Source organism: Pseudomonas sp. 14P5.3.2 (genome assembly GCF_057799175.1).
This window is the reverse complement of sequence record NZ_JBYOKU010000003.1, coordinates 238,072-257,683: the sequence shown is the minus strand read 5'-3', so window position 1 is coordinate 257,683 and position 19,612 is coordinate 238,072. Positions and strand designations below refer to the sequence as shown.

24 protein-coding genes and 1 pseudogene are annotated in these 19,612 nt (G+C 59.2%); 2 read left to right on the top strand and 23 right to left on the bottom strand.

Annotated features, from left to right (window positions below; translation table 11 throughout):
- The 7 genes and pseudogenes from AC27VU_RS04310 to AC27VU_RS04280 form a co-directional block, all read right to left on the bottom strand.
- Positions 1-153, bottom strand: a pseudogene (locus tag AC27VU_RS04310) (tail fiber domain-containing protein); the annotation flags it as partial.
- 19 nt (positions 154-172) lie between these two features.
- Entirely contained in the window at positions 173-853 is a 681-nt protein-coding gene (locus AC27VU_RS04305; protein ID WP_488723518.1) for a hypothetical protein, read from the bottom strand.
- Positions 853-1,164, bottom strand: coding sequence for a hypothetical protein (locus AC27VU_RS04300; protein WP_488723523.1), 312 nt, complete (start codon positions 1,162-1,164; stop codon positions 853-855). Before AC27VU_RS04300 ends, AC27VU_RS04305 begins: the two co-directional genes overlap by 1 nt.
- Before the next feature lie 11 nt (positions 1,165-1,175).
- Positions 1,176-4,742: a TipJ family phage tail tip protein gene (locus AC27VU_RS04295; protein WP_488723517.1), complete on the bottom strand. Its 3,567-nt coding sequence runs from the start codon at positions 4,740-4,742 to the stop codon at positions 1,176-1,178.
- Between the two features lie 92 nt (positions 4,743-4,834).
- Positions 4,835-5,188, bottom strand: a complete 354-nt coding sequence (locus AC27VU_RS04290) for a hypothetical protein (protein ID WP_488723516.1) — start codon at positions 5,186-5,188, stop codon at positions 4,835-4,837.
- Between the two features lie 48 nt (positions 5,189-5,236).
- Entirely contained in the window at positions 5,237-5,845 is a 609-nt protein-coding gene (locus tag AC27VU_RS04285) for a tail assembly protein (protein ID WP_488723515.1), read from the bottom strand.
- A gap of 42 nt (positions 5,846-5,887) precedes the next feature.
- Positions 5,888-6,310, bottom strand: coding sequence for a hypothetical protein (locus AC27VU_RS04280; RefSeq protein ID WP_488723514.1), 423 nt, complete (start codon positions 6,308-6,310; stop codon positions 5,888-5,890).
- A 224-nt stretch (positions 6,311-6,534) separates the two neighbouring features.
- Between AC27VU_RS04280 and AC27VU_RS04275 the strand changes: the two genes are divergently transcribed.
- Together AC27VU_RS04275 and AC27VU_RS04270 are read left to right on the top strand one after the other, a co-directional pair.
- Positions 6,535-6,888: a hypothetical protein gene (locus tag AC27VU_RS04275; RefSeq protein ID WP_488723513.1), complete on the top strand. Its 354-nt coding sequence runs from the start codon at positions 6,535-6,537 to the stop codon at positions 6,886-6,888.
- A gap of 87 nt (positions 6,889-6,975) precedes the next feature.
- Positions 6,976-7,221 carry a hypothetical protein gene (locus tag AC27VU_RS04270; protein ID WP_488723512.1) on the top strand — a complete coding sequence of 82 codons (246 nt, stop codon included), beginning with the start codon at positions 6,976-6,978 and terminating at the stop codon, positions 7,219-7,221.
- Positions 7,222-7,325: 104 nt separating this feature from the next.
- Here AC27VU_RS04270 and AC27VU_RS04265 read toward each other — a convergent pair whose 3' ends face one another.
- The 16 genes from AC27VU_RS04265 to AC27VU_RS04190 form a co-directional block, all read right to left on the bottom strand.
- Complete coding sequence (locus AC27VU_RS04265; RefSeq protein WP_488723511.1) at positions 7,326-8,090, bottom strand: C40 family peptidase; 765 nt, start codon at positions 8,088-8,090, stop codon at positions 7,326-7,328.
- A 1-nt stretch (position 8,091) separates the two neighbouring features.
- Entirely contained in the window at positions 8,092-8,841 is a 750-nt protein-coding gene (locus tag AC27VU_RS04260) for a phage minor tail protein L (protein ID WP_488723510.1), read from the bottom strand.
- Positions 8,842-8,850: 9 nt separating this feature from the next.
- Positions 8,851-9,189: a phage tail protein gene (locus AC27VU_RS04255; protein ID WP_488723509.1), complete on the bottom strand. Its 339-nt coding sequence runs from the start codon at positions 9,187-9,189 to the stop codon at positions 8,851-8,853.
- On the bottom strand, positions 9,189-12,518 hold the full coding sequence (locus AC27VU_RS04250; protein ID WP_488723508.1) for a phage tail tape measure protein: 3,330 nt from the start codon (positions 12,516-12,518) through the stop codon (positions 9,189-9,191). The genes AC27VU_RS04255 and AC27VU_RS04250 overlap by 1 nt, the downstream gene beginning before the upstream one ends.
- The gene (locus AC27VU_RS04245; RefSeq protein WP_488723522.1) at positions 12,515-12,787 is read right to left on the bottom strand and encodes a DUF1799 domain-containing protein; all 273 of its coding nucleotides are present in this window, start codon (positions 12,785-12,787) and stop codon (positions 12,515-12,517) included. Before AC27VU_RS04245 ends, AC27VU_RS04250 begins: the two co-directional genes overlap by 4 nt.
- Before the next feature lie 44 nt (positions 12,788-12,831).
- Positions 12,832-13,212, bottom strand: a complete 381-nt coding sequence (locus AC27VU_RS04240; protein WP_488723507.1) for a phage tail assembly chaperone — start codon at positions 13,210-13,212, stop codon at positions 12,832-12,834.
- Between the two features lie 9 nt (positions 13,213-13,221).
- Positions 13,222-13,878 (bottom strand): phage tail protein, encoded by a 657-nt coding sequence (locus tag AC27VU_RS04235; protein WP_488723506.1) that lies wholly within the window; start codon positions 13,876-13,878, stop codon positions 13,222-13,224.
- A gap of 386 nt (positions 13,879-14,264) precedes the next feature.
- A complete protein-coding gene (locus tag AC27VU_RS04230) occupies positions 14,265-14,681 on the bottom strand; it encodes a phage tail terminator-like protein (protein ID WP_488723505.1) in 417 nt (138 codons plus the stop codon).
- Positions 14,678-15,331, bottom strand: coding sequence for a hypothetical protein (locus AC27VU_RS04225; RefSeq protein ID WP_488723504.1), 654 nt, complete (start codon positions 15,329-15,331; stop codon positions 14,678-14,680). The genes AC27VU_RS04230 and AC27VU_RS04225 overlap by 4 nt, the downstream gene beginning before the upstream one ends.
- A gap of 1 nt (position 15,332) precedes the next feature.
- On the bottom strand, positions 15,333-15,722 hold the full coding sequence (locus AC27VU_RS04220) for a hypothetical protein (protein WP_488723503.1): 390 nt from the start codon (positions 15,720-15,722) through the stop codon (positions 15,333-15,335).
- Positions 15,723-15,724: 2 nt separating this feature from the next.
- A complete protein-coding gene (locus tag AC27VU_RS04215) occupies positions 15,725-16,102 on the bottom strand; it encodes a hypothetical protein (protein ID WP_115077736.1) in 378 nt (125 codons plus the stop codon).
- A gap of 10 nt (positions 16,103-16,112) precedes the next feature.
- The gene (locus tag AC27VU_RS04210; RefSeq protein ID WP_488723502.1) at positions 16,113-16,418 is read right to left on the bottom strand and encodes a HeH/LEM domain-containing protein; all 306 of its coding nucleotides are present in this window, start codon (positions 16,416-16,418) and stop codon (positions 16,113-16,115) included.
- A gap of 55 nt (positions 16,419-16,473) precedes the next feature.
- Complete coding sequence (locus AC27VU_RS04205; protein ID WP_025110088.1) at positions 16,474-17,451, bottom strand: major capsid protein; 978 nt, start codon at positions 17,449-17,451, stop codon at positions 16,474-16,476.
- Between the two features lie 3 nt (positions 17,452-17,454).
- Positions 17,455-18,228 (bottom strand): hypothetical protein, encoded by a 774-nt coding sequence (locus AC27VU_RS04200; protein ID WP_488723501.1) that lies wholly within the window; start codon positions 18,226-18,228, stop codon positions 17,455-17,457.
- A 110-nt stretch (positions 18,229-18,338) separates the two neighbouring features.
- Positions 18,339-19,112 (bottom strand): hypothetical protein, encoded by a 774-nt coding sequence (locus tag AC27VU_RS04195; protein WP_488723500.1) that lies wholly within the window; start codon positions 19,110-19,112, stop codon positions 18,339-18,341.
- Positions 19,113-19,115: 3 nt separating this feature from the next.
- Complete coding sequence (locus AC27VU_RS04190) at positions 19,116-19,607, bottom strand: DnaT-like ssDNA-binding protein (protein WP_488723499.1); 492 nt, start codon at positions 19,605-19,607, stop codon at positions 19,116-19,118.
- Positions 19,608-19,612: the final 5 nt, after the last annotated feature.

The following is a 19,612-nucleotide window of genomic DNA, read 5'->3' as shown; positions in this document are numbered from 1 at the left end:
ATCACTGGCAATGTTTGTCACTTCATACCAGCCGCCGTCTGGGCCGCGGAAAGCATCGCCGACACGGGCGTTGGCAATAAATGCGGTACCTGCGCCGATCACTGCATTGGAATTTTGGACGACAGAAACCGTCCCGGCTTTGTACCAGGGCATGGCAACTTCCTATAAAAAGTTAAGCGGCTTGTTTGGCGAACACAGCCGGCAGGAAAAAAGCGAACGGGTTTGAAGCCGCAACCGTGATGGCGTAGAGCTTGCTGTTGGGAAAATCCCACCAGCAGTAGAGGTTTCGAGGAATCGCGCTACCAGAAGTCATGGACATGCCAAACGTATTGAGCAGCATGAATTCGTTCTGCGGAAAATCGAACGGCACCGAGTAGTAGATCCGAGTAAGGCCCTGCGCATCCAGGTCATACGTGACGTAATTCCAATTCTGGAACGCCCGGGTGAAGCTGGCATTCGGTGTGCCAGAATCGAACAGCAGCTTCCCGGTACCATCCCACAAACGCATCCCGTACTGAGCAACTTCCTGCGCCGCGAAGGCAGCAACAAAGTATCGACCGTTGGGCTGCGCTGTGTTCACGTTGTAGGCTCGAACATAGAACCCCGTCCAGTTCCCTGCCGATCCGATGAGACGCATCTGGCAAAGGCCTGCGATTGAGTTGACAGTGTCCGGACGGACGAAGATCAGCGGCGGTTCCAGCGATGTGACCGGTCTCGCAAAATACGTCGTTGAACCGAGGCCGCCCTCCTCAGTCGGGGAGAACCTTCCCGAGGAAATCACCATCAATCGAGCGAACTCGGAATCAAGCGTGACGACATTGCTGTTGTTGGTGAATTGAACGCCATATGCCATCAGCTCCACCTCATCACGATCAGCCGCATGGTTCCGGACGATGTTGTGCTCGCCGCATATGTACGTGTGTGGTTGTAGACGCGGACCACACCGTCGAGCATCTCGGTTTCAAATTGCATTTGAGAAGCGCTGTAGGCTCCAGTCGGAACCACGATGGCGGTACCATTGCCGGGGCCGACACCAGGCACTGCGAAATCCTGACTTCCCTTCGACGCCCCTACCGCAAAAGTCACCAATGTTGATAGCGCAACTCGAATCGTGAATGAGTTCTCGTCGATCTGAAGGGCGCCATCGGCGCCCCAGATCCTCATGCCATAATTACTCATACAGCCAGGTTCCCCCATTGGTAGCGTTTTACGCCGTTCTCATCGAACACCTTGCCACCGTTGTTGTTGATGGTCTGGCGGGCTCCACCGCCAAGCGGGCTGTTCAGCTCGAAGTTGCCCGCCTTGTCGATACGCCATCCTTGAACGCCAGCGATATAGTTGTCCGACTGGATGAAGAAACCGATCTTGGCGTTGCCGATCGAGGCGTCCTGAATAAACGCCGAGTTCATGAACACCTGGCCGCCCTGCACTGCAAAAGGCACCGAGATTGCGCCACCGGCAATCGTGTTGACGATGGCGAACCGGTCAGCACTCACCAGGAACTGGCTTTGGAGACCGGCACCCGTGTTTTCAATGCCGAGCCCAATGCCCGCCGCGACGTACTTGCCATCCTGTGTGACCTGCATCTTCACCGACCACATCGTGGACAGCTTTCCGCTGGTATCCGCGTACGCGGTCGAGGTCTCCTGAATGGCGGCAGTGTTCTCGCCGACCTTCACGTTCACCTGTGTAATCGCCTGCGCAGTGGCTTCCTTGTCAGTAGCAACCGTTTTCCGGAGATCAATGACACTGGCTTCGTTCTCGCCAACCTTGGAATCAAGAGTGGTGAGCTTTTGTGCGCTGGCCAGGTTCTCCGATGCCCTCACCCGCTCTTCGGTTGCAATGGATGCAGTACTGCTCCAGCCCTTCAACGCATCAGCCAGTTCGCCCTCACCATTATCATCACGAAAAGATGCGCGCAGCGCCTGAAAGGCAGTCGCCTGTGCAGTAACAACGCCGTCGAGTTCGGTGATTTCGGCAGTATTGGTCGCCACCTGCTGGGCAAGCCCATTGGCGGTTTCCACGGTTTGGCCCACGTCGAGCCAGTAGAGCGGATTCGGCGGCGGCATATTGACCGGTACCGGGCCAGTGGCCTGGTAGATCCGCTTGCCCTGCACCACTAGGTCGTACTCTTCGTAAGTGGCTTCGGGGTCGTAACCCTTCAATCCGTCGAGCGCATCGATCTGAGCCTGAAGGCCTGGGATCTTGTCAATTTCGTCGAGCAGATCCTGACCCAGCTCTGTGCGACCGATCTCGCCGGCGATCATCTCCAAAATTGCCGCCGCGTCCGCGCTCGACTGCCCCTGCACACCCATGCCGATCGGGTAACACGGCCCGATGTTGCCGATTTTGTCGACGATCCGGCCCCAGAAGTAGAACGTCACGCCAGCGCGTAGGCCGAGCATGGAGAAGTCACTCTGCGGATAAGCCAAGTCTGTCAGCTTCGTGGCCGCATCAAGCTGCGTCGTGGGCCCATACCAGATCTCTGTCCGCTGGCTGTCCTCAGCGCCAGCAGGGAAGCCCCATTTCAGATAGATGCCGAACAGTAGCGGCGTGGCCGTCAGATAGCTCAGTGCCGGCGGCAGTCCCTGCTTACCCTTCAGGTTGGTCAGGATCGAGTTGCGCCATTGAGACGAAATGTCGAATGCACTCACCGCGCGGACCCGCGCCACGTAAGCACCGGCGTAGATGCCGACCACGTCCACGTTGGTCATGCCGGTGCGCTGCAGCTTGATCCAGTTGCCGCTGTCCTTGCGCCATTCCACGTCATAGCCGACTGCGCCGTCCACGGCAGGCCAACTGATGGTCATGGTGGCCACGGCCAGGCCCTGCACCACAGACGACGTCGATGCGAGGGACACGCTCGCCGGCGCCGGTACGACGGTGATCGGAATCACACTGATCGGACGATCTTCCAGGCGTGCACCGGTGTCGATGTGCGCGAACTTGCTCGGCTCGAACTGCAGCGCGCTGATCTCGAAGTCGCCTTCGGTCGTACGCTTGGTGCGTAAAACCCGGTACAGCGGTATTGCCAGGTCGTCAGCGTCGAGCGCCCACTGCAGTTGCGCGGTCGGCGGTTCACTGTAGGCGACCGTGACGGTCACGGCGCGGCCGTTGACGCTCTCCACGGTGCGCCCTTCGGCGCGGCCGCCCGGCAGGTTGATGATCAACCGATCGCCGGCCTTGGCCTGGGTGTCGCGATCGAGCGTGACTACGCGGCCAGCAGCTGACGAGATGCGCCCGCCGACCTCCCGCCCGGCCAGCAGCGAGTCAGCCACCGGAATGATGTGACCAGGCAGCGGAATCACGCCCTCCATGCCAGTCTTGAACGACACGGTGCGGTCTTGGTTGTTGCTCAAGATCGCCCACTTGCCGCGGCGCTGGGCCTCGGAAGCGCGGGTGCAGCCGATGGCGCTCAGCTCGGTCGGCCGGTCGCCGTAGCGGCGTTGCAGGTCCAGGTCAGCGAACGGAATGACGTCGGTGTCGTAGTTGTTCGCCGGGTTGTCGTAGCTGACCAGCGCCCGGGTGTACCGGGTCTTCGCTGAGGCGCTGCCATACGAGAATTTACCGTCGATGACGTTGGCACGGGTGAAGACGTAGTCGAAGTCCTGCGCGCGCGGCATGTCGGCCTGCATCACCAGTTGGCCCTGCGCCCAGTACGTCATGCCGCGGTAAATTGCCGAGATGTCGCGCAGCAGCGACCAGGCATCAGCCTTGCCCTGCAGGTTCATGTCACAGAGGAAGCGTGGTTCCTGACAGCCGAGGCCGTCCGGCACCAGTTGGTCGCAATACTGGGCGATCCGGTACAGCTCCCACTTGTCGACCATGAACGGCTTGATGCGTTTTCCAAGGCCGAAACGGTCTTCGGTGCAGATGCCGTAGGTGATCCACGCCGGGTTATTGGTCCAGGCCGATTTCATCGAGCCGTCCCACGTCCCGGTGTAGGTGCGCAGGATAGGATCGTAGTTGCTCGGCACCATCCAGCGACGGGCCTTGCACTTCACGGTCACCGCCGGGATGTTGGTGAACTGCTCGGCATCGAATTGGATGTAGAGCAGCGCGGTGTTCGGGTAACGCAGCTTTGCGTCGATCACTTCGGTATAACCAGCCACCAGCATGGTGTCGGCAACCTTGTTGCTGTTCTGGTTCGGCGTCAGGCGGCGCACGCGGATCTGCCAACCCGTGGTTGCGGTCGGCAGGTCGATGCGGCGCGAGCGCTCGTAGCGCGTGGTGGTCTTGCCGTCGACAGCGTCCACCAGCACCTGCTGATATGCGCCGCCGTCGGTGGCCACGTCGATGGCGTACTCGATCCGGTAACCGCCGACATTGCCTTCATCGTCCGACCGTTGCAGTGCAGGCCACGCCAGGCGCATGCGCACCGCCGACAACTGGGTGTTGCTGATCGAGCGCACCCACGGCGCATCACTGCGCAACTCGATGTTCAGCGAGGTTTCATTCTCCACGGACGGAATGCCCGGAATGTAGGTCTGATCCACCGAGCCCGGGCGCCAGTCCCACTTCACGTTCGGGAAGTTGTAGTTACCGCTGGCATCGCGGATCGGTGTGTTGTCCAGGTAGATGTCGTAATCGGTTGGGACGCTGTCGAACTCGCCCTCGCCCACGGCGATCAGCAGTTTCGCAAGGTTGGTCGAGCGCAGGCTGTCGCTGGCTTCGACCGGCGACTTCGGCTTGCTGCTGCCGCCCTTCTCGCCGTGGATCTCGATCTGTTGCGCTGCGCCCATGCTTTCCTCCAGACATAAAAAAACCCGCCGAAGCGGGTTAGGTTGTTATCAGCGCAGTGGAGATTCCAACACTGCGGGCAGATGGGGAAACTCTAGATACAGGTCTTGGCGCTCGCGGCGCGGCGATCCGATATCCAACTCATGCTACTGTCGGAATAGAACTCAATCTTCGTTCGCCCATTGCTATGGGTCACGTCGACCATCTCTCGATAATTTGCACTAACGACGGTCTTGCCACCGCCAGGCTTGGGCTGAAGGGTCACATTGTAGTGAGCGCCAGCCAATGATTCGTTTTGCCAAGCGTAAAGGATGCACTCAGCCACCTCTTGCTCAGGCTTAGCAGAAATGAAGGTCTTCATCGGACCGTCTGCCCTCATTTCCTGAGGCGAGGCTGTGCAACCAACGAATGCCAGCGCGATTACTACCGCTGTGATAATCCTTTGCATGATCTTCTCTCCTACGAAACGCGCAAATGTAACACCAACAACTGAAAATTACGCCTTGTCTTCAGCCAAGATCGACGCCGAGATGATCATCCCGCCCCACCGGCGCTCGCCGATGCAGATCGGTACCGGGTTGCCGCTCGCTGTGGTGTTTTTGGCGCTGCCGAAGGCGTAGGACGGTGAGTTTTCGGGGGATGCGCTCTGCTTCAAGCCTGAGGCTTGTGGGCTGAGTATCTGGATCACGCCGCCGATCGCCATCGAAGCGCCGGCCGCATACAAAAACGGTGATGCGGCTGCAAACGGAGTAAACGACAGTACGTAGGCAGCGGCGATCATCACTGTGCCGATAATGGTCTGCAGTCCACCGGCGCGCTTGCTCCCAGCAATCACCGGAACAATGCGAATTTCGCGCGTACCGCCGAGATCGAATCCATCCATCCCGATGTTTGCGCGATTTCGAAAGATCGCAAACTTCAGCCCAAGGCGCTCCAGCCGTTTAATTTCTTCAGCGAAACCGTCGATGGTTGCATTGAGCGCGCGGAACACTTCCACCGCGGATCCGCCGTCGAGAAGGAATTGCTTGCTTCGAAAAAACTTCTTGGCGAGCGAACCGGACAGCATCACTTTCGTCATCGGCGTGTAGGTAATTGCTGAGCACATGCCATTCTCCAGGCAATAAAAAACCGCCCGGAGGCGGTCTGTTCAGAGGGTCGTGGGCAGTATGTCGATCTGCCCATCGCCCCCGGTGAAAACACGGTATTTCTTGACCGCTCCGTCTTTAACGATCGCTTCCCGCTCCACTCGCGCAGCCCCCATCGAGCAGATGCCAGAGCCGGTGTAAGCCGCGCCGACTGAAACCGAATCCGGCGGCAGGTAGAACGATGCTTTCTGGCCCGGCTCGAGCTTGGCGGCCTGTTTGCCATCGATAAAAACTGCCATCGCGCAAAAGCTGCCGGTCTGCCCAGAGTCACGGATCACTTGCAGTGTCCCGTACGCTCCTGATGGCTTGACCTGGTACGCCGACAGCTGATTGGCCGGCGCCTGCTTGGCTTCATTGGAAGGCGTTGGCGAAGTAGCACACCCCACCAACAGCGCTACCGCCAACGCTCCTACGATCAACTTCATGCAGGTCACTCCTGTGGGAAAGGTTGCACTTTAGCTCGGCACTGTCCGGGCATCCAGTGTGGACGTAAAGCCAGTAGCGCATCTTGTGGCCGGACAGGTAGTTTTGTGCCACTCCCAATCAAACAGTAATCGCGCCGAGGTAGACCATGGGTTGGTTTAGTAAGGGTAAGTCGGAAGAAAAGTCGCGAGTTGAAAGCATTGAGTTAGGTACCAGAATCATACATATGCAATTCGAACTTGGCGGTGCACTCAAGGAGTTCTACGCCAGGAGTCACACCTACTACGCGCTCGGCTACTGCTTTGGGGTTTACCAAGCAGCAATAGAGGTAGCAAAAAACGGAAAGGTATCTGGGGAAGAATACGATGCACACATTCGCCAAGGCTTCGCTGCAGCCTTTCTGAGCGAGCGCATGGGCAATGAAAATTTCAGCATGATTAGAAACCATATACAGCATGCTGAATGCCTTGCTGGGCGCGTCGACGGTGCACAAGAGTATTTGGATATTTACCAGAAAAAGGAAGGGCGACCATATGCGCTGGCTCAATTTCTTTTGTCTGGTCTCTACCAAGTTCGCTAAAAATAGAGGGATTCCCCGGTCCTTTGCCTGCAAGCCCAAGGACTGGGATTGCGCCAATCTCGGCGCGAATAACGCAAGGAGCAACAAATGAGTGAAAAGAAAGTTCTGAGTTCATTCGAGACGGGCACCCTCGCAGCGATCACCCTAATTGGGACAGCCCTTGCTAGCCTGGATGTGTCGAAGCGCACGAAAATCAGCAATGCCGCGCAGGAACTTATGGAAGCGCTGCCCTTTGATCGAGATTACGCTGATGGCTCATCGGGCAATCATTTGGCGCTTCGAGCGCTGATAAAAGGTTTGCACCCAGTTGAGTCGCCGAAATCTGACAACTGATCCATTGCAGTAGCTTCCCTGCGTCAGCATGGCCAGGGAAGTCGGTGACCGGCTTATTTTTCGGTTTTACTTTGCTCATCAATATCTCCCTCGGCTGCGCCGCATCATGTGCTCGATTGTGCATCTTTGTGCCTGAGAATCAGGCGAGTTCTATCCAGCCAAGGCCCGCCGAAAACGATGACCTCCGATGGCCGGCCGTACAGGTGATGCAGCAGGAAAGGCCCTGAGCCGAACGTCGCGGCATCCTCGCCGGGCAGTACCGGGTCAGCGCCGAGGAAGATCCCGGCGTGGTTTGGGTATACGGTGCGACCTACTTCCATCACGATCATGTCGCCGCGCTGCGGCTGGTCGACCCTGTAGAACCCGGCGGCCTCGTAGTTCGCCTCGTACAGGCTGGTGTTGTCCTTGCTCTCCCACCAGCCATCGGCGCGCTTGAAGGCTTCGAACTCCAGCCCCCATTCGCGCTTGTACCAATCCGCGCAGACCTGCCAGCAGTCCCAGGCACCGTGCACGAATGGCCGCTTGAGCAGCGGCACCTCGCCGGAAGGCATGACGGTGCGCAGATCGCCCTCGGGCCAACTGAGGATGTGCCAGGGCAACGCGGTCGCTTCGCACATGGCCATGTCGCGCGGCGAAGGCCGGCTGGTGGCATCCGGATGTGAATGCACCACGCCGATCACTTCGCCGACATCTTCGGCCGCCGCGTATTCCTCCGGGTCGATTCGAAATTCCTCGTTAGGCTCGGTTGAGACGTTTCGGCATGGGTAGTACTGCTGTTTGCGGCCCACGGCGATCAACAGCCCGCAGCACTCTTTCGGGTACTCAGCCGCCGCGTGCGCCTGGATCGCGTTGAGAATGTGTTTGCGCATGTCAGCTCCGTGCGATCAGCGAAACTGCGGGAAATCCACCGAACGGCAGCGGGTTGCCCTCGCCGAAGCGTGGGATGCATCCCTTGCCCAGCGTGGCATCGCATTCGTCCAGTTCGGGGTTGTCGGTGACAGCGCCGTCTTTCGTGACGTACGGGCCGGTGTAGCCGCAGCTCGGCCCGCGATATCCGCCGGTGAGGCACCAGTGGCACAGCGTCGTAGCCTGCCGGCCGATGGACTCATTGCCGACGTCGCCCGGGCTGGCCAGCTCCCAGCTGACCGTTTCCCCGTCCTCGTTCGTCTTCTGGTCGATGTACCAGACCTCGATCGTCTCCTGCGTCGGATCTGCCGTTGGATTGCCGGCCGGGAAGTTCGCCGCGTCGAGGTAGGTGCCGAGCGTGTGCCGCATCGTCAGTTTGAACTCGAGCAGATCCTCGAACGCCAGACAGAGCGCGGTGATGCGCCCGTTAACGTTGCCGACCGACAGCGTTGGCCGCACCGCGGTGCCGTCACCGTTTGCCTCAATGCCGTCGATCTGCATCGGCCAGGCGCTGTATTCGTTCCCCTGCCAGTAAATCGCCTTCGCCGGCAGCTGGTCCGCGTCGTCGCCGGCGGCGATCAACTCCGCCGCCGTGTGCGGGATCGCGTGCCCGTGGAAGCGCAGCACGTCCGCGCCGTAGTCCGTGCCGTCCAATTCAAAGAGCAGCACTTCGCTGCCAGGCTCAAGCACCTGGATGTCACTGATCAGCGGCATGATTGCCCCTTATGGTTGGAATGCCCGCTCGAACGTGGCGGTGAGTTTGAAGACCCCGCCGCCCATTGGTGTGGGAGCGGGATTTTTGCAGGTGAATAGCCCCAGCTCGCCGAGCGGCGTTATCCAGAGAAACGCTTTCGCGCCGGCGTGCCGGTCGAGGAATTTCATGATCTCCAGCACCGCGGCCTTTTGGCCGACGCAGGTAACCGGGTAGGAGTCCTCTTTGTTGTTCGGGCCGTCTCCGACATTCTGCGCGTAGCCGTTGCCAAACTTCGAGGTGCGCACCCGATAATTGATATCGGGTGTTTCCCCGCGCTCGGTTGGCCAGGTGAATTTCTCGATGGCCATCAGGCCCTCCCATTTGTCAGACGCCAGATCGAACCGCCCGGCTGCAGCGCTCGGGCAATCGCTGTTTCCGCTTCGGTTTTCGCAGCCTGCTGGATGCTCTTGCCAAGTTGGTTGGTTGTCTCTTGCGAAACACCTGCCCCGTCGCTCCCAGAAGTCTGCACCGAGACCGCTACCGGAAAGTTGTACGTGTTGCCGCCACCGCCGGACATTGCGGCCAGAGCAGGCCCGCCGCCGGTGGTCAACGGCGTGACGCTACCGCCGTTGGCACCGGTCATCAGGAACGACCGGCCGCCCTCGTTGTAGAGCTCCGGTCCCAGTTCGTTGACTTCGTACAGAGAGTTCGGCGCAACAGGCCCGCCAGCAGCCCGATATCCGGAGAGATCAAACCCTGTGTAGCCGGCCTGCGATGCTCCGAGATCTGAAGACACGGCACCGGCAGATCCAGCGGCCAATCCATTCCCGCCGCCGCCACCGAAGTAGGAGCCAGCTGCTGATGCAGCAATACCGAACAGAGCGCTGAGTCCTTGAGAAGTAGCCTGTCGAGTGGCGATCTTCGCCATATCCGCCAACACCGATTTGGTGAAGTCAGAAAACGAGAATTTGCCGTTGATGGCGAAACTGGCTACAGCGTCCTCTGCCGAGCTGAATGCATTGGTGAGCAGGCTTTTCGTCTGTTCCGCCGCATTCTGTGCGGACTCCAGATAGTTCTGCCATGCCGACGAGGCTCCGGCACTCCAGTCGCCCTGGGCTGCCGTCATCTCGTCGTAGTTGGCTTGAACCGTATCGTGCAGATCCTGCTGAGTGGCCTTCAGTGCCGCCAGCTTCTGCGTGTACTCGTCGAGGCTCATGCCGCGCGAGCCATCGCCGTACTGGTTCGCCAGATCCAGCTTCTGCTGATTGAAGCGATCGTCGATGCCGTTCTGCTGGCTCATCAGATCACGCTGACGATCGCCGAGGCCGATGCCCGCCGCCGCACGCTGGCCCTGCTCACGCAGAGTTTTGACTTGTTGCTGCAGCGCGCTGCTATAGGTGCTGACGGCCTCGGTCTGCTTCTTCAGCCGGCCCTCTTCGTTCTTCGCCAGTACGCTCAGTTCGGTGTCAGCGTCCTGCTGCACCTTGACCATGGCGGCACGTGCGTCGGCGATTTTCTGGTCAAGCTGGATGCGCTGCGCAGCCGATGTACTTGCCTTGCCCTTCGCCGCTTCAAGCGCGGCGATCTCAGCCTCATACGCAGCAGTGACCTCATCGCGCTCGTTGCCGATCATGGCTTCACGCGCTTGCAGGTAGTCAGCCTGCGAAATCAGTCCAGCCTTTTGCGAAGCATCCAGTTCCTTCTGAGCATTCTTGTACTCGGCGAGCACGGTATTGAGCGCATTTTTCGAGTCATTGAAGCCGGATAGATCGACGCTGCCAGCGCCCGCCTTGGCATCCTTGTTTTGGTCGTCGATTGACTTGCGCAACTGGTCGTAGGCGCCACCGGAAAATTTCTTCCCGTCAAACTGAACACCATCCAGTAGCGGCGACTTTTGGCCAGTCTTCTCCGCGTTCTGATAGAGCTTGGTGAACTGGTCATCGAGCTTCTTGTACGCCTCCTGGCGCTTGGCGAGCGGATTCAGGTTGTCCATCTGCTTGTCCAGCTCCTTCTGGACAGCGATCAATTCCTTGTTCGCCCGAGTCGCTTCGCCAGTCGCGGCAGTGTTGCTTTCGCTCGCTGATAAGCGCGCCTTCAGTCCTGCAAGCTTGGCCTCCAGTGCTGGCGTCGAGTCGTCGTTCTCACCGTCGTTCAACCCTAAAAAGGAATTGAGCGAGCTCAGTCCATTCGATATCGCACCTGTGACCCCTCCCCCTTTCCGGGTTTCCAGCACGCGCTGGGTGATCTCGATCTGCTTTGCCAGGTCAGGGAAAATCTCTGACCGGACTTCAGCGTAGGCGCCCTTGATGGCCACCTTCACTCGATCCCAGTCACGTTCGATATCGGACAGCGATTCGCGGTAGCTCTTCAGGCGCTCCTGGGCGGACTGATTGAGATTTTCACTCAGGGTGTCCAGCGCTCGCTGATGGTCTCCCTGATCATCAATCGCCTTGATCGTCTGGTACTGCTCGTAGGTGAGCAGCCCATACTGGTCGCTGATCTTCTCCGCAGCTTCTGTGGCGGTGTCACCGGCATTCGCGAGCGACTTGGCGATGTCTCCAGCGCCCTTCCCTGTCACCTCACCAATTGCTGCGGCAGCCTGAGCCAGGTTCTGCATTTGGACGCCGCTGGTAGCGGCACCGGAAGCCAGTGCAATCACCGCCTCCCGGGCGCCTGCAAAGTTCTCAGTGATCGCCCCAGCGGTGTCAGCCATCACCTTGAGACTGGCAATGCTCTGCCCGGCATCGTTCGATCCGCCGTTGATGGCGACGTTGAACTCACGAGCCTGCTTCTGTGCGTCGAAGTAGGCGTAACCCAGCGCACCGAGGACACCGGCCAGCAAGCCGGCGGGAATCAGCGCTGCTGCCAGGCTCTTGGCAGACGCGCCCGCACCAGCGCCCAACTGAGCGACAGCCCGCGCACCACTCCCCCAATCCCCAGACTGCAGGGCATTGGTCAGCTGCATCACGTTTTCTTGCGCCTGGCGGGTGCCGAGCTTCAGCTTGTCGAATGCAGTTTCTGTCGCGGTCAGGCCGTCACGGTCTTTGCCGATCTTCGCCAGCGCCTCACCGTAACGAGTCGCGTCGATCTGGCCGGCCTTGTACAGATCGTTGAGCGCTTTCTCCTGCGCCTCCAGCTTTGCCAACTTCGCAGTAACCGGGTCAATACCGTTGACCGTGCGCTTCAACGCTTCGATCCGACGGTTTTCAGCGTCGATCAGCCGCTGCTTCTGCGCCATCTCCTTGGCTTCGGCTTTCTCGATCCGCTCATACGCCTTGCCAAGCCGATCCTGATAGGACTCCTGCTGCTCGATGGTGACGAGACCGCCCTTGCGAGCGCGTTCCAGCAAGCCTTCAGCCTGGATCAGTTGCTCCATGCTGCCGATGTTGCCGGACATCGCCTTGTCGAGCTGGCTGATGATTGCGATTTCACTGGCCGCGCTGGCACCTGCCTTGCGGCTGGCATCGACCTGGCGCTCTTTGGCGCCCGTGGCTTTGTCGATGCCCTGAGCAGCCTCGTTCTCGGCCTGGCTGATCTTCTTGCCGGTGTTGGCCAGGTCCTCGCCAGACTTACCGAGATCATCAATCGCCTTTTCGGCATCAACTGCCGAGTCGACCAGTTTGTCGAGATCGTCAGCCGCCTTGGATGCCGACGAGGAGTTCACCTCGATACCGAGGGACGCGAAAGTGGTGCTCATTTACTGTCCCTCTGTTCCGCCATCACCCGCAGGGCTTCAGCTTCCATGACACGGATGTCTGGAAAGACGTCGGCGACCTCCAGGCGGGTAAGGCCGAGAAATCCGGCGACATGGCGAATTGACGTGTAATCGAGTCCGGTAGCGCCGCACGCGCCTGTACGCCACTGGGTGCCCATCGCCTCGAAGACCTTGAAGGCCTGCCAGACATCAGGCCAGACCTCACAGATCTCATCGGGTATGTCACGAAGAGAAAGGCCGAAGGCCGCCAGCGATTCGGCTGACGGCCCCGGCTCGTACAGCTTGCGGGAGACGCTTAGGAGTTTCCCAAGCGCGCCTTGCTGAACGCATCGGAATAAGCGGCCAGCACCGCGCCCGGCGTGGCGGCGATGGATTTGACCAGGATGCGCAGGTTTTCGTCGGTGAACTCTTCGGCGATATCCCAGCCGGCGACAATCGCCTTCAACTGCTCGACCTGCAGATCAATCAGCAAAGCCGTGAACTGCTCAATGCCGGCCTCTTCCGCTTTCTCCTTGAGCGCCTTGTGACGCTCACCCCACTCCGCGTAGAGCCCGGCCAGTTCGGTGCGATCGCGATATTTGAATTCGAACCCAACGCTGACCGGGTCGCCACCAACCGTTGGCAGCATGACGACGTGGTTGAAGGTTGGATTCCGGGCGAGTGTGAACTTTGCCATGTGCCTTCCTTACGCCGAGGCGCTGTAACGGGTTGGGCGACCGGTCAGTGCGATGCTGATAACGCGGGTCATCAGGTTGTTGCGCGACATGGTCGGGGTCGAAGTGATCGAGACGTAGCCGTTGTAGATGATGCGGCTGCCGCCCGGCAGGTTCAGGCGCAGAACGCGGGCCTGTTTGTCGTCGTCCGCGGCCTCGCAGACATCGACATAGGGCTGCGACGGATCGTCGGCGACCGTGATGGTCAGGGTGATCGGATTCTTGGTGGTCGGCATCTGGCGGTCATCATCGTCAGCCAGGAAGCCGAACGTCAGAAACTGCTGGTCGCCGCCGCTCGACCCGAGCTCGGTGATTTTCGAGATCTCAGTGAAGGTCGTTACCTCGCGGGCGGCACCGACGCCCGAGCCGGCCGGATACTGCTGAATGTTCGTGGTATTCACGCCATCGAGCGCAAAGGTGCCGCTGGCAATCTCGCCGACTTGCACGGCGCGGCCGTCCAGGCGGGTCCAGCCAGAGCTGAGGGCGATGATGTCGCCCTCGGCCAGACCGTGGGCTGCCGCGGTCGCCACTGCCGGGTTGGCATTGGTCAAGGCAGTGAATGGGATTGCAGCGCCATAGGCGGAAGCAATTTCGAACGTCGCGCCGTTGGGCATTTGAATGCAGGCCATGGGTTTTCCTCTCTTCAGAAATGACAAAACCCGCTCAATGGCGGGTTCTGGGTTTGCCCAATGGGCGGTTTAGATGTTGCTACTCAAGCTTCATATTGTTACGCACTTCATCCAGCGGTATGCCGGACTTCGAACCGACAACCACGCCGGTGAGCCCGCAGTGTGGGCAACAAGCATGCAGTTCTTCGTACCACTTTATGATTTCGGCCGGCTTCAGCCATTCGCCGCACCCAGTGCATAGGCACCGGTCGCTCCCGCCAATTTCCTCACGGTTTCGATAGCAGTGGGCATCCACCATTTCGCCGAGGTATTGAAGCCGTTGCTTCCGATTTTCATCCATCACCAATAGCTCTTAAGAGTTGATGACGGGATTCTACCTCAGCAGATCAGTCGGTATCGGCTCGGTACATGAACGACACCGGTACGGTGAAGGTCATGTCGCCTGGAATACCTGGCCCCTGATCGACCGGCGTTATGGTCACCACGGTCAGCGCGCCCTTCGTGTTTCGCTCGTACAGCGGAAACAGCGCGGCGATCTGGTCAGCCAACGCGCCGGCCGCGCCGCGATACTTCCCTGCTGGTGTCACGATGCTGACCTGAAACACCCCCGTGAACAGCTTGTGATCACCGGCAAGCGTGCCGCTTGCGGTGTCGCCCGGCAAAGTGAAAGCTCGCAGGTAGGTGACACCATTTCCGGGCTCATAGGCCTCGTTCTCGACGACGACCTTGATGGGTGTCGGCAAAGCCTTCGCCCAAGCGATCAGCCGGGCTTCGTAGATCGAAGCGATGATGTTGTGGCTCATACCTGATTGTTCCTGATGGCTTCGTCGACGATCTGCTGGAATCGCGCAAGCGTGATACGCACCATGCCGCCCGGTGCCTGTTTGGAATGGCCATACTCGAGCGGCACCGCATATGGCAGGTTGTTCACGATGTACGCCGTTTGCCCGAGGGTCAGCTGCTCGACCTGAAGCCTGAGCTTCGCCAGCGTGACGCCGCCGGCCGGATCGACCTGATCAAGCTCGCCTTCTGCCGGCGCCCCGATCGAGAACTGCCAGTTCCCGCGGAATCGGCCGCCGACGTAATCCTTGCCGGCAACCAGCCCATTCACGTTGAAGTTCTGGTCGCGCTCGGTCTTTGTCAGTGGCTTGGCGTACTTCACGCCGCGCTTGAGCTTCCCGGCCTTGGCGAAATTGTTCTCATCGAGATTGATGAGGGTATTGCGCACGGCGACCTTGAAATCGTAGTGATCGGCAGCGCGGGTATTGGTAGCGCGATGCGCCACGTTCGCGGCCCAGATCTCGGGGTTGCCCACCGGAGACATCCGGATGACGCTACTGCCAATCTCGATCACGATTTCGCGGAAGGTGGCGTCGAGCCCGGCCTGGGCCTGCTCGGCAAACTGGCGGATGTTCTCAGCAAAGCTGCCGTTGAGGCCTGTGTATTTACTCACGTCAGACCCTCAACTGAATGGTCCAAGTGGCACCTGCAGGATCCTGAGCGACGTTGAGCGCGCGCTTGCCGCCAATGATGTCGCCAATTTTTGGAGTGGCAGCCTCTGCTGTTGGCTCTCCAATCACGGTGATGAATAGCTCGTTCTGCAGTACCAGCAGCTTTTCGTCGGTCGTCTGAATCAAGGAGCCGTCAATTTCTTTGGCTAGGTAGCTGCCAAATACTCCGCGACCGCCGTAGGTGGTGGTCACCTCCGGCGCGCCGCCCAGGTCAGGGTCATACTCGCCCACAACCTTGCGGACACCTGTCACTGGCTTCACCGCGTCGGCAAGGCCATCAGGATCATCGAACGCTTCCGCCATTTCGGCCTGAATCTCTTCACGCATGCCCATGATCAGGTCCTCTTGAGCATCATTACGCCGGAGCGCTTGATCCACGGGTCGAGCAGCGCCAGAGCGAAATTCACGCCCGCTGACTGATCGGTAGAGCCCGCCACGTAGGTCTTGCTCACCGACGTGCCGGACTGAGCCGATACGGTCTTGCTCTGCACTTCTTTCTGCGTGGACGTGTACAGCTTGCCCGCCGCCGCCTCTTTGGCGACCTGGGCGCCGGCTGTTTTGATCTCGGCCGGTACCGGATCTGGAACAGCCCGCTTAATCTTGGTCGTGAGCCAGGCATTGGCCATGGTCACGGCAAGGACCGGATCACCGGTGCCGGCCCAGCCAGGACCGAGCTGAGCGTCAACATCGGCGACGGTGATGAAGTCGGTCATGTGCTTGTCCTTATTCCGCTGGCACCAAGGCCTGCAGGTCTTCTTTCTTGGCGGTCGGATCGAAGGTGATGCCCTTCTCGGTCAGCCATTCTCTCAGCTGGGGAACCTTCATTTTCAGAGGGTCGGTTTCCTGGGCATCCTGTTCGTTGCCGTCGGATACCTTGATGCCAGCCGCTTGGTAGGCATCGACGATATCCGGGGCATCGCCATCGACGACCACTTCGGTAGCGGAGCCGATGACACCGAAGAATTCGCTCAGCAGGCGGTAGCACACGCCGCGCTCTTTGCCCGGCTTGTCCGTATAGATCACTTTCATAAGTCACCTCAAAAGCATTCTGGCGCCATACGGGCGCCAGGTTATGTGGGCCGAGTTACGGCGTGGTGGTACCGCTGATCACGGCGGCGAATGGAACCTGCTTACGGCTGAACACGCGCTGCCAGTTGGCTGCGGCGGCGTATTGGGTCGCGGTCGGGCTGGCGTTCTGGGCTTCAGAACCCTTCCAGCTGAAACCAGCAGGCTGGAGGATGTAGGTCTTCCGCTCCCATAGCACTTCCGCACCGCCACCGTTGCCGCCGCCCGGCTTACGCTCCAGCTCGACCGGCACCTTCGGGGCACCTTCGCCGTAGCCGAAAGCGCCCTGGCCGAAGAACACAGACAGGTACTTGCCAGCGCCATAGATCAGGCCGTCATCCATAAACACAGGTTTGCCCAGGTAGGTGGCCAGGATGATCTTGCCGTCGGAGTCGCGCAGGTACTCGATCAGATCTTGCTTGACCATCTGGTTCATCACGACCGAGTGCACGCCGATCGCGCCGAACTGATCAGCAGCATCGCCCGCAGTGAACGCGGCGTCTTGGAAGGCATTGGCGTTGATGGTCGCGCCCGCGTCGATAACCATGTCACCACCGTTATTCGCGATGTTCGAGGCGATGATGCCGCGAGCGGCACCCAAGGTGTAGCGCTGCCATTGGCGAGTCCAGTAGGTGCCGAAGCGGTTACGGATCTGCTGCTGTGGCTCGGTGTTGGCCAGCTCCGCAGTCAGATCGGTTACGCCGTAGCCTTTGTTGAGGTACAGGACGCGGGCACGCATGCTGTCCTGCTCGACCTTGCCGACTTCGCCTTGGTCGTTCGGGTCATCGTTGCTGATGTTCGGGGCTTCATCGGCGTTGAGATCCTGCCAGTAGCTGATCTCGGCGGTGCCTTGGCTGCCGGACGCGATCGCATCCAGCACAGGCGAACGAGTCACGATGCCCGACTCGTAAACAGCGGTCTTTTCCGGACTGTTAACCGGCGCCAGCGAGGCGTAGTAGTCGCCGACGAAGATGTCGGTCAGTTGGGTAGTTGCCATGGATTAGGTTCCTTTGGTGGCCTGGAGTTTTTTGAATGCGTCGGGGTTGTCCCGGGCCAGCGCGGCGCGCTCCTGCTCGGTGTACTCGCCCCATTTCTTCGTGGCCTTGCCACCTTGATCGCCGGTCGGACCGGCACCCTGAGCCCTTGGCCACAGGTGTGTTGCTGTTTCACGCAACGATTCTGCCCATTCGAGCGGCGACAGCGGGGTTTTCCCGTCCTTCCCGTAAACGACCTCGCCGTCACGGTCGGTGGCAATTGCCTCGCCGTTTTCACTGAGTTTGAAAGTGCCCCGGGCGCGCAAGATGATGTCCTCGGCAGCCTCGGGAAGCGCGCCGGCCTTGATGGCGGCAGCGCGGATGGAGTCGGCCAGCACCTTATCGCTGTATTTGGCAGCGAAGGCTTCGGCCTTGTCGGCGCGCTCATTGGCGGCTTTGATTTGCTTCTCGGAGTCGGTGCGCAGGCGTTCGGTGCGGCGGTTGATCACCTCGTCGATCTTGCCCTCAGCGATCAGCTTCGTTTCTTCGTCCTGACCGACCTTGGCGAGCAAGCCTTTCACAGCGTCGATATCCAGGCCTTCGAATTGACCTTTCAACTTGTCCAGTTCGGTCTTGATGGTACGGTTAGAACCAAGCAATTCCTGATTCTTGGACTTGAGCCCGTTTACTTCTTTGTCCAGATACTCCTGAACCTTTCCGCCAAGCGCTTCCTGGAGGGCGGCGGTCTGAGTTGCGTCGAGGGTGAGGCCAGCGGCGGCCGGGTCAAATTCAAATGGCATGGGTATCCCCTGGGGATTGGTTGGCCCGCCTGACGGGCATAAAAAAACCCCGGCATGGCCGAGGTCAGTTGTTGATCGCGTCTAATGTTTACGTTGCTGCTTGTGGCCCCTCAATCGGCTGGAGTTTCACCATCAGTCGGTCTACAGAGATCCCTGTATTGCTGAAACTCGTTTCTGAGAGATTCTCTATCTCTAATCCACACCTCTCGCTGTTCAGCTTCAATAAGAGAAAAGCAAGTACGCATTAACTCAGGAGGCAGTGGATGTCTCAGATCAGCGTGCGCAGTCCTAAGCAGCAAGCAAGCATCGCGCTCCCCGCATAGTTTCAATTCAGAAAAATACTGTTCAGCTGCTTGCGAGTTGTAGCGATCTAGTACGACGTTTCGGCTAGCCAATTCGGCTATAGATAACCCCACCAAAACTAGAGCTAATCGCCGATATTCATCTCTGTTCACATCGATTAAAGCTGATACGTCCCCCCTATCCAGCTTCTTAGGAAACGAAAAGCCTAACCTTGGAAAGCTCGATAGTTCATATTTCTGTTTTCCATCAAATAAGATTGACGCAGCAAGAATCGTAGATGGAATTATCCCATCCGAAACTATTTGGACTTTTAAAAACCATTCCCCCTGCTCAAGTAGGATGCGGCATCGGGCTCTCTCTTTTTCGTGTTGCTTGTGTGACTGTAACAATGCAAAGCCCACTGCAAGCAATGCGCCTAGACCTGACACCCATCCTCCAAGCATGGAGAGGACAGGTACTGTCTCGGTAATAAACTTGTCGTGATTATTTCCCAGACCAAATGACAGACCAAGCAAAAAGGCAAGTCCAATCATTGCTACCAGCGCCACGAGTAAACAGATCCAACGCAGCAATCCAAACATCAGTTATCCCTTAGCTACCAAGTGCAAACCGCGCATTTTAAGGTAGTCGGCGAACTGCGTCCTGCTCGGTGCATATGGCGGCGGGCGCATGCGCAAACCGGGCGTCGCGCGGTTCAACCGCGTGCGCCGGCCGTTTGGCTCAGTGCAGTGAGTCGGCTCCTCGATCTGAAACCCCTGCTCGGCGGCGTATAGCTCAACTGCCAGCCGTACTTGGCCCCACTCAAGCTCAAAGGGCACGAATGTCTCTGAGAGAGTCTGATATTCGATCTTGCAGTCACGTCGCGGCCAGGCCATAGCCTGCTTGGGATTGGCCTTGCTGCCCTTCCATTGACGAGTGTTGATATCGGCTGCAGCGCGCAGCAGCAGATCGACCTGTTCGGCCTCTGCTTCAGGGATCCGGAACCCGTAGTAGTCGCGGTAGAAGGTCAGCTTCTCGAGCGGTACGAAGCTATTCGCGTCTGGCCTGCCCTTCCCGTCCTCGACGATGATCTGCATGCGGT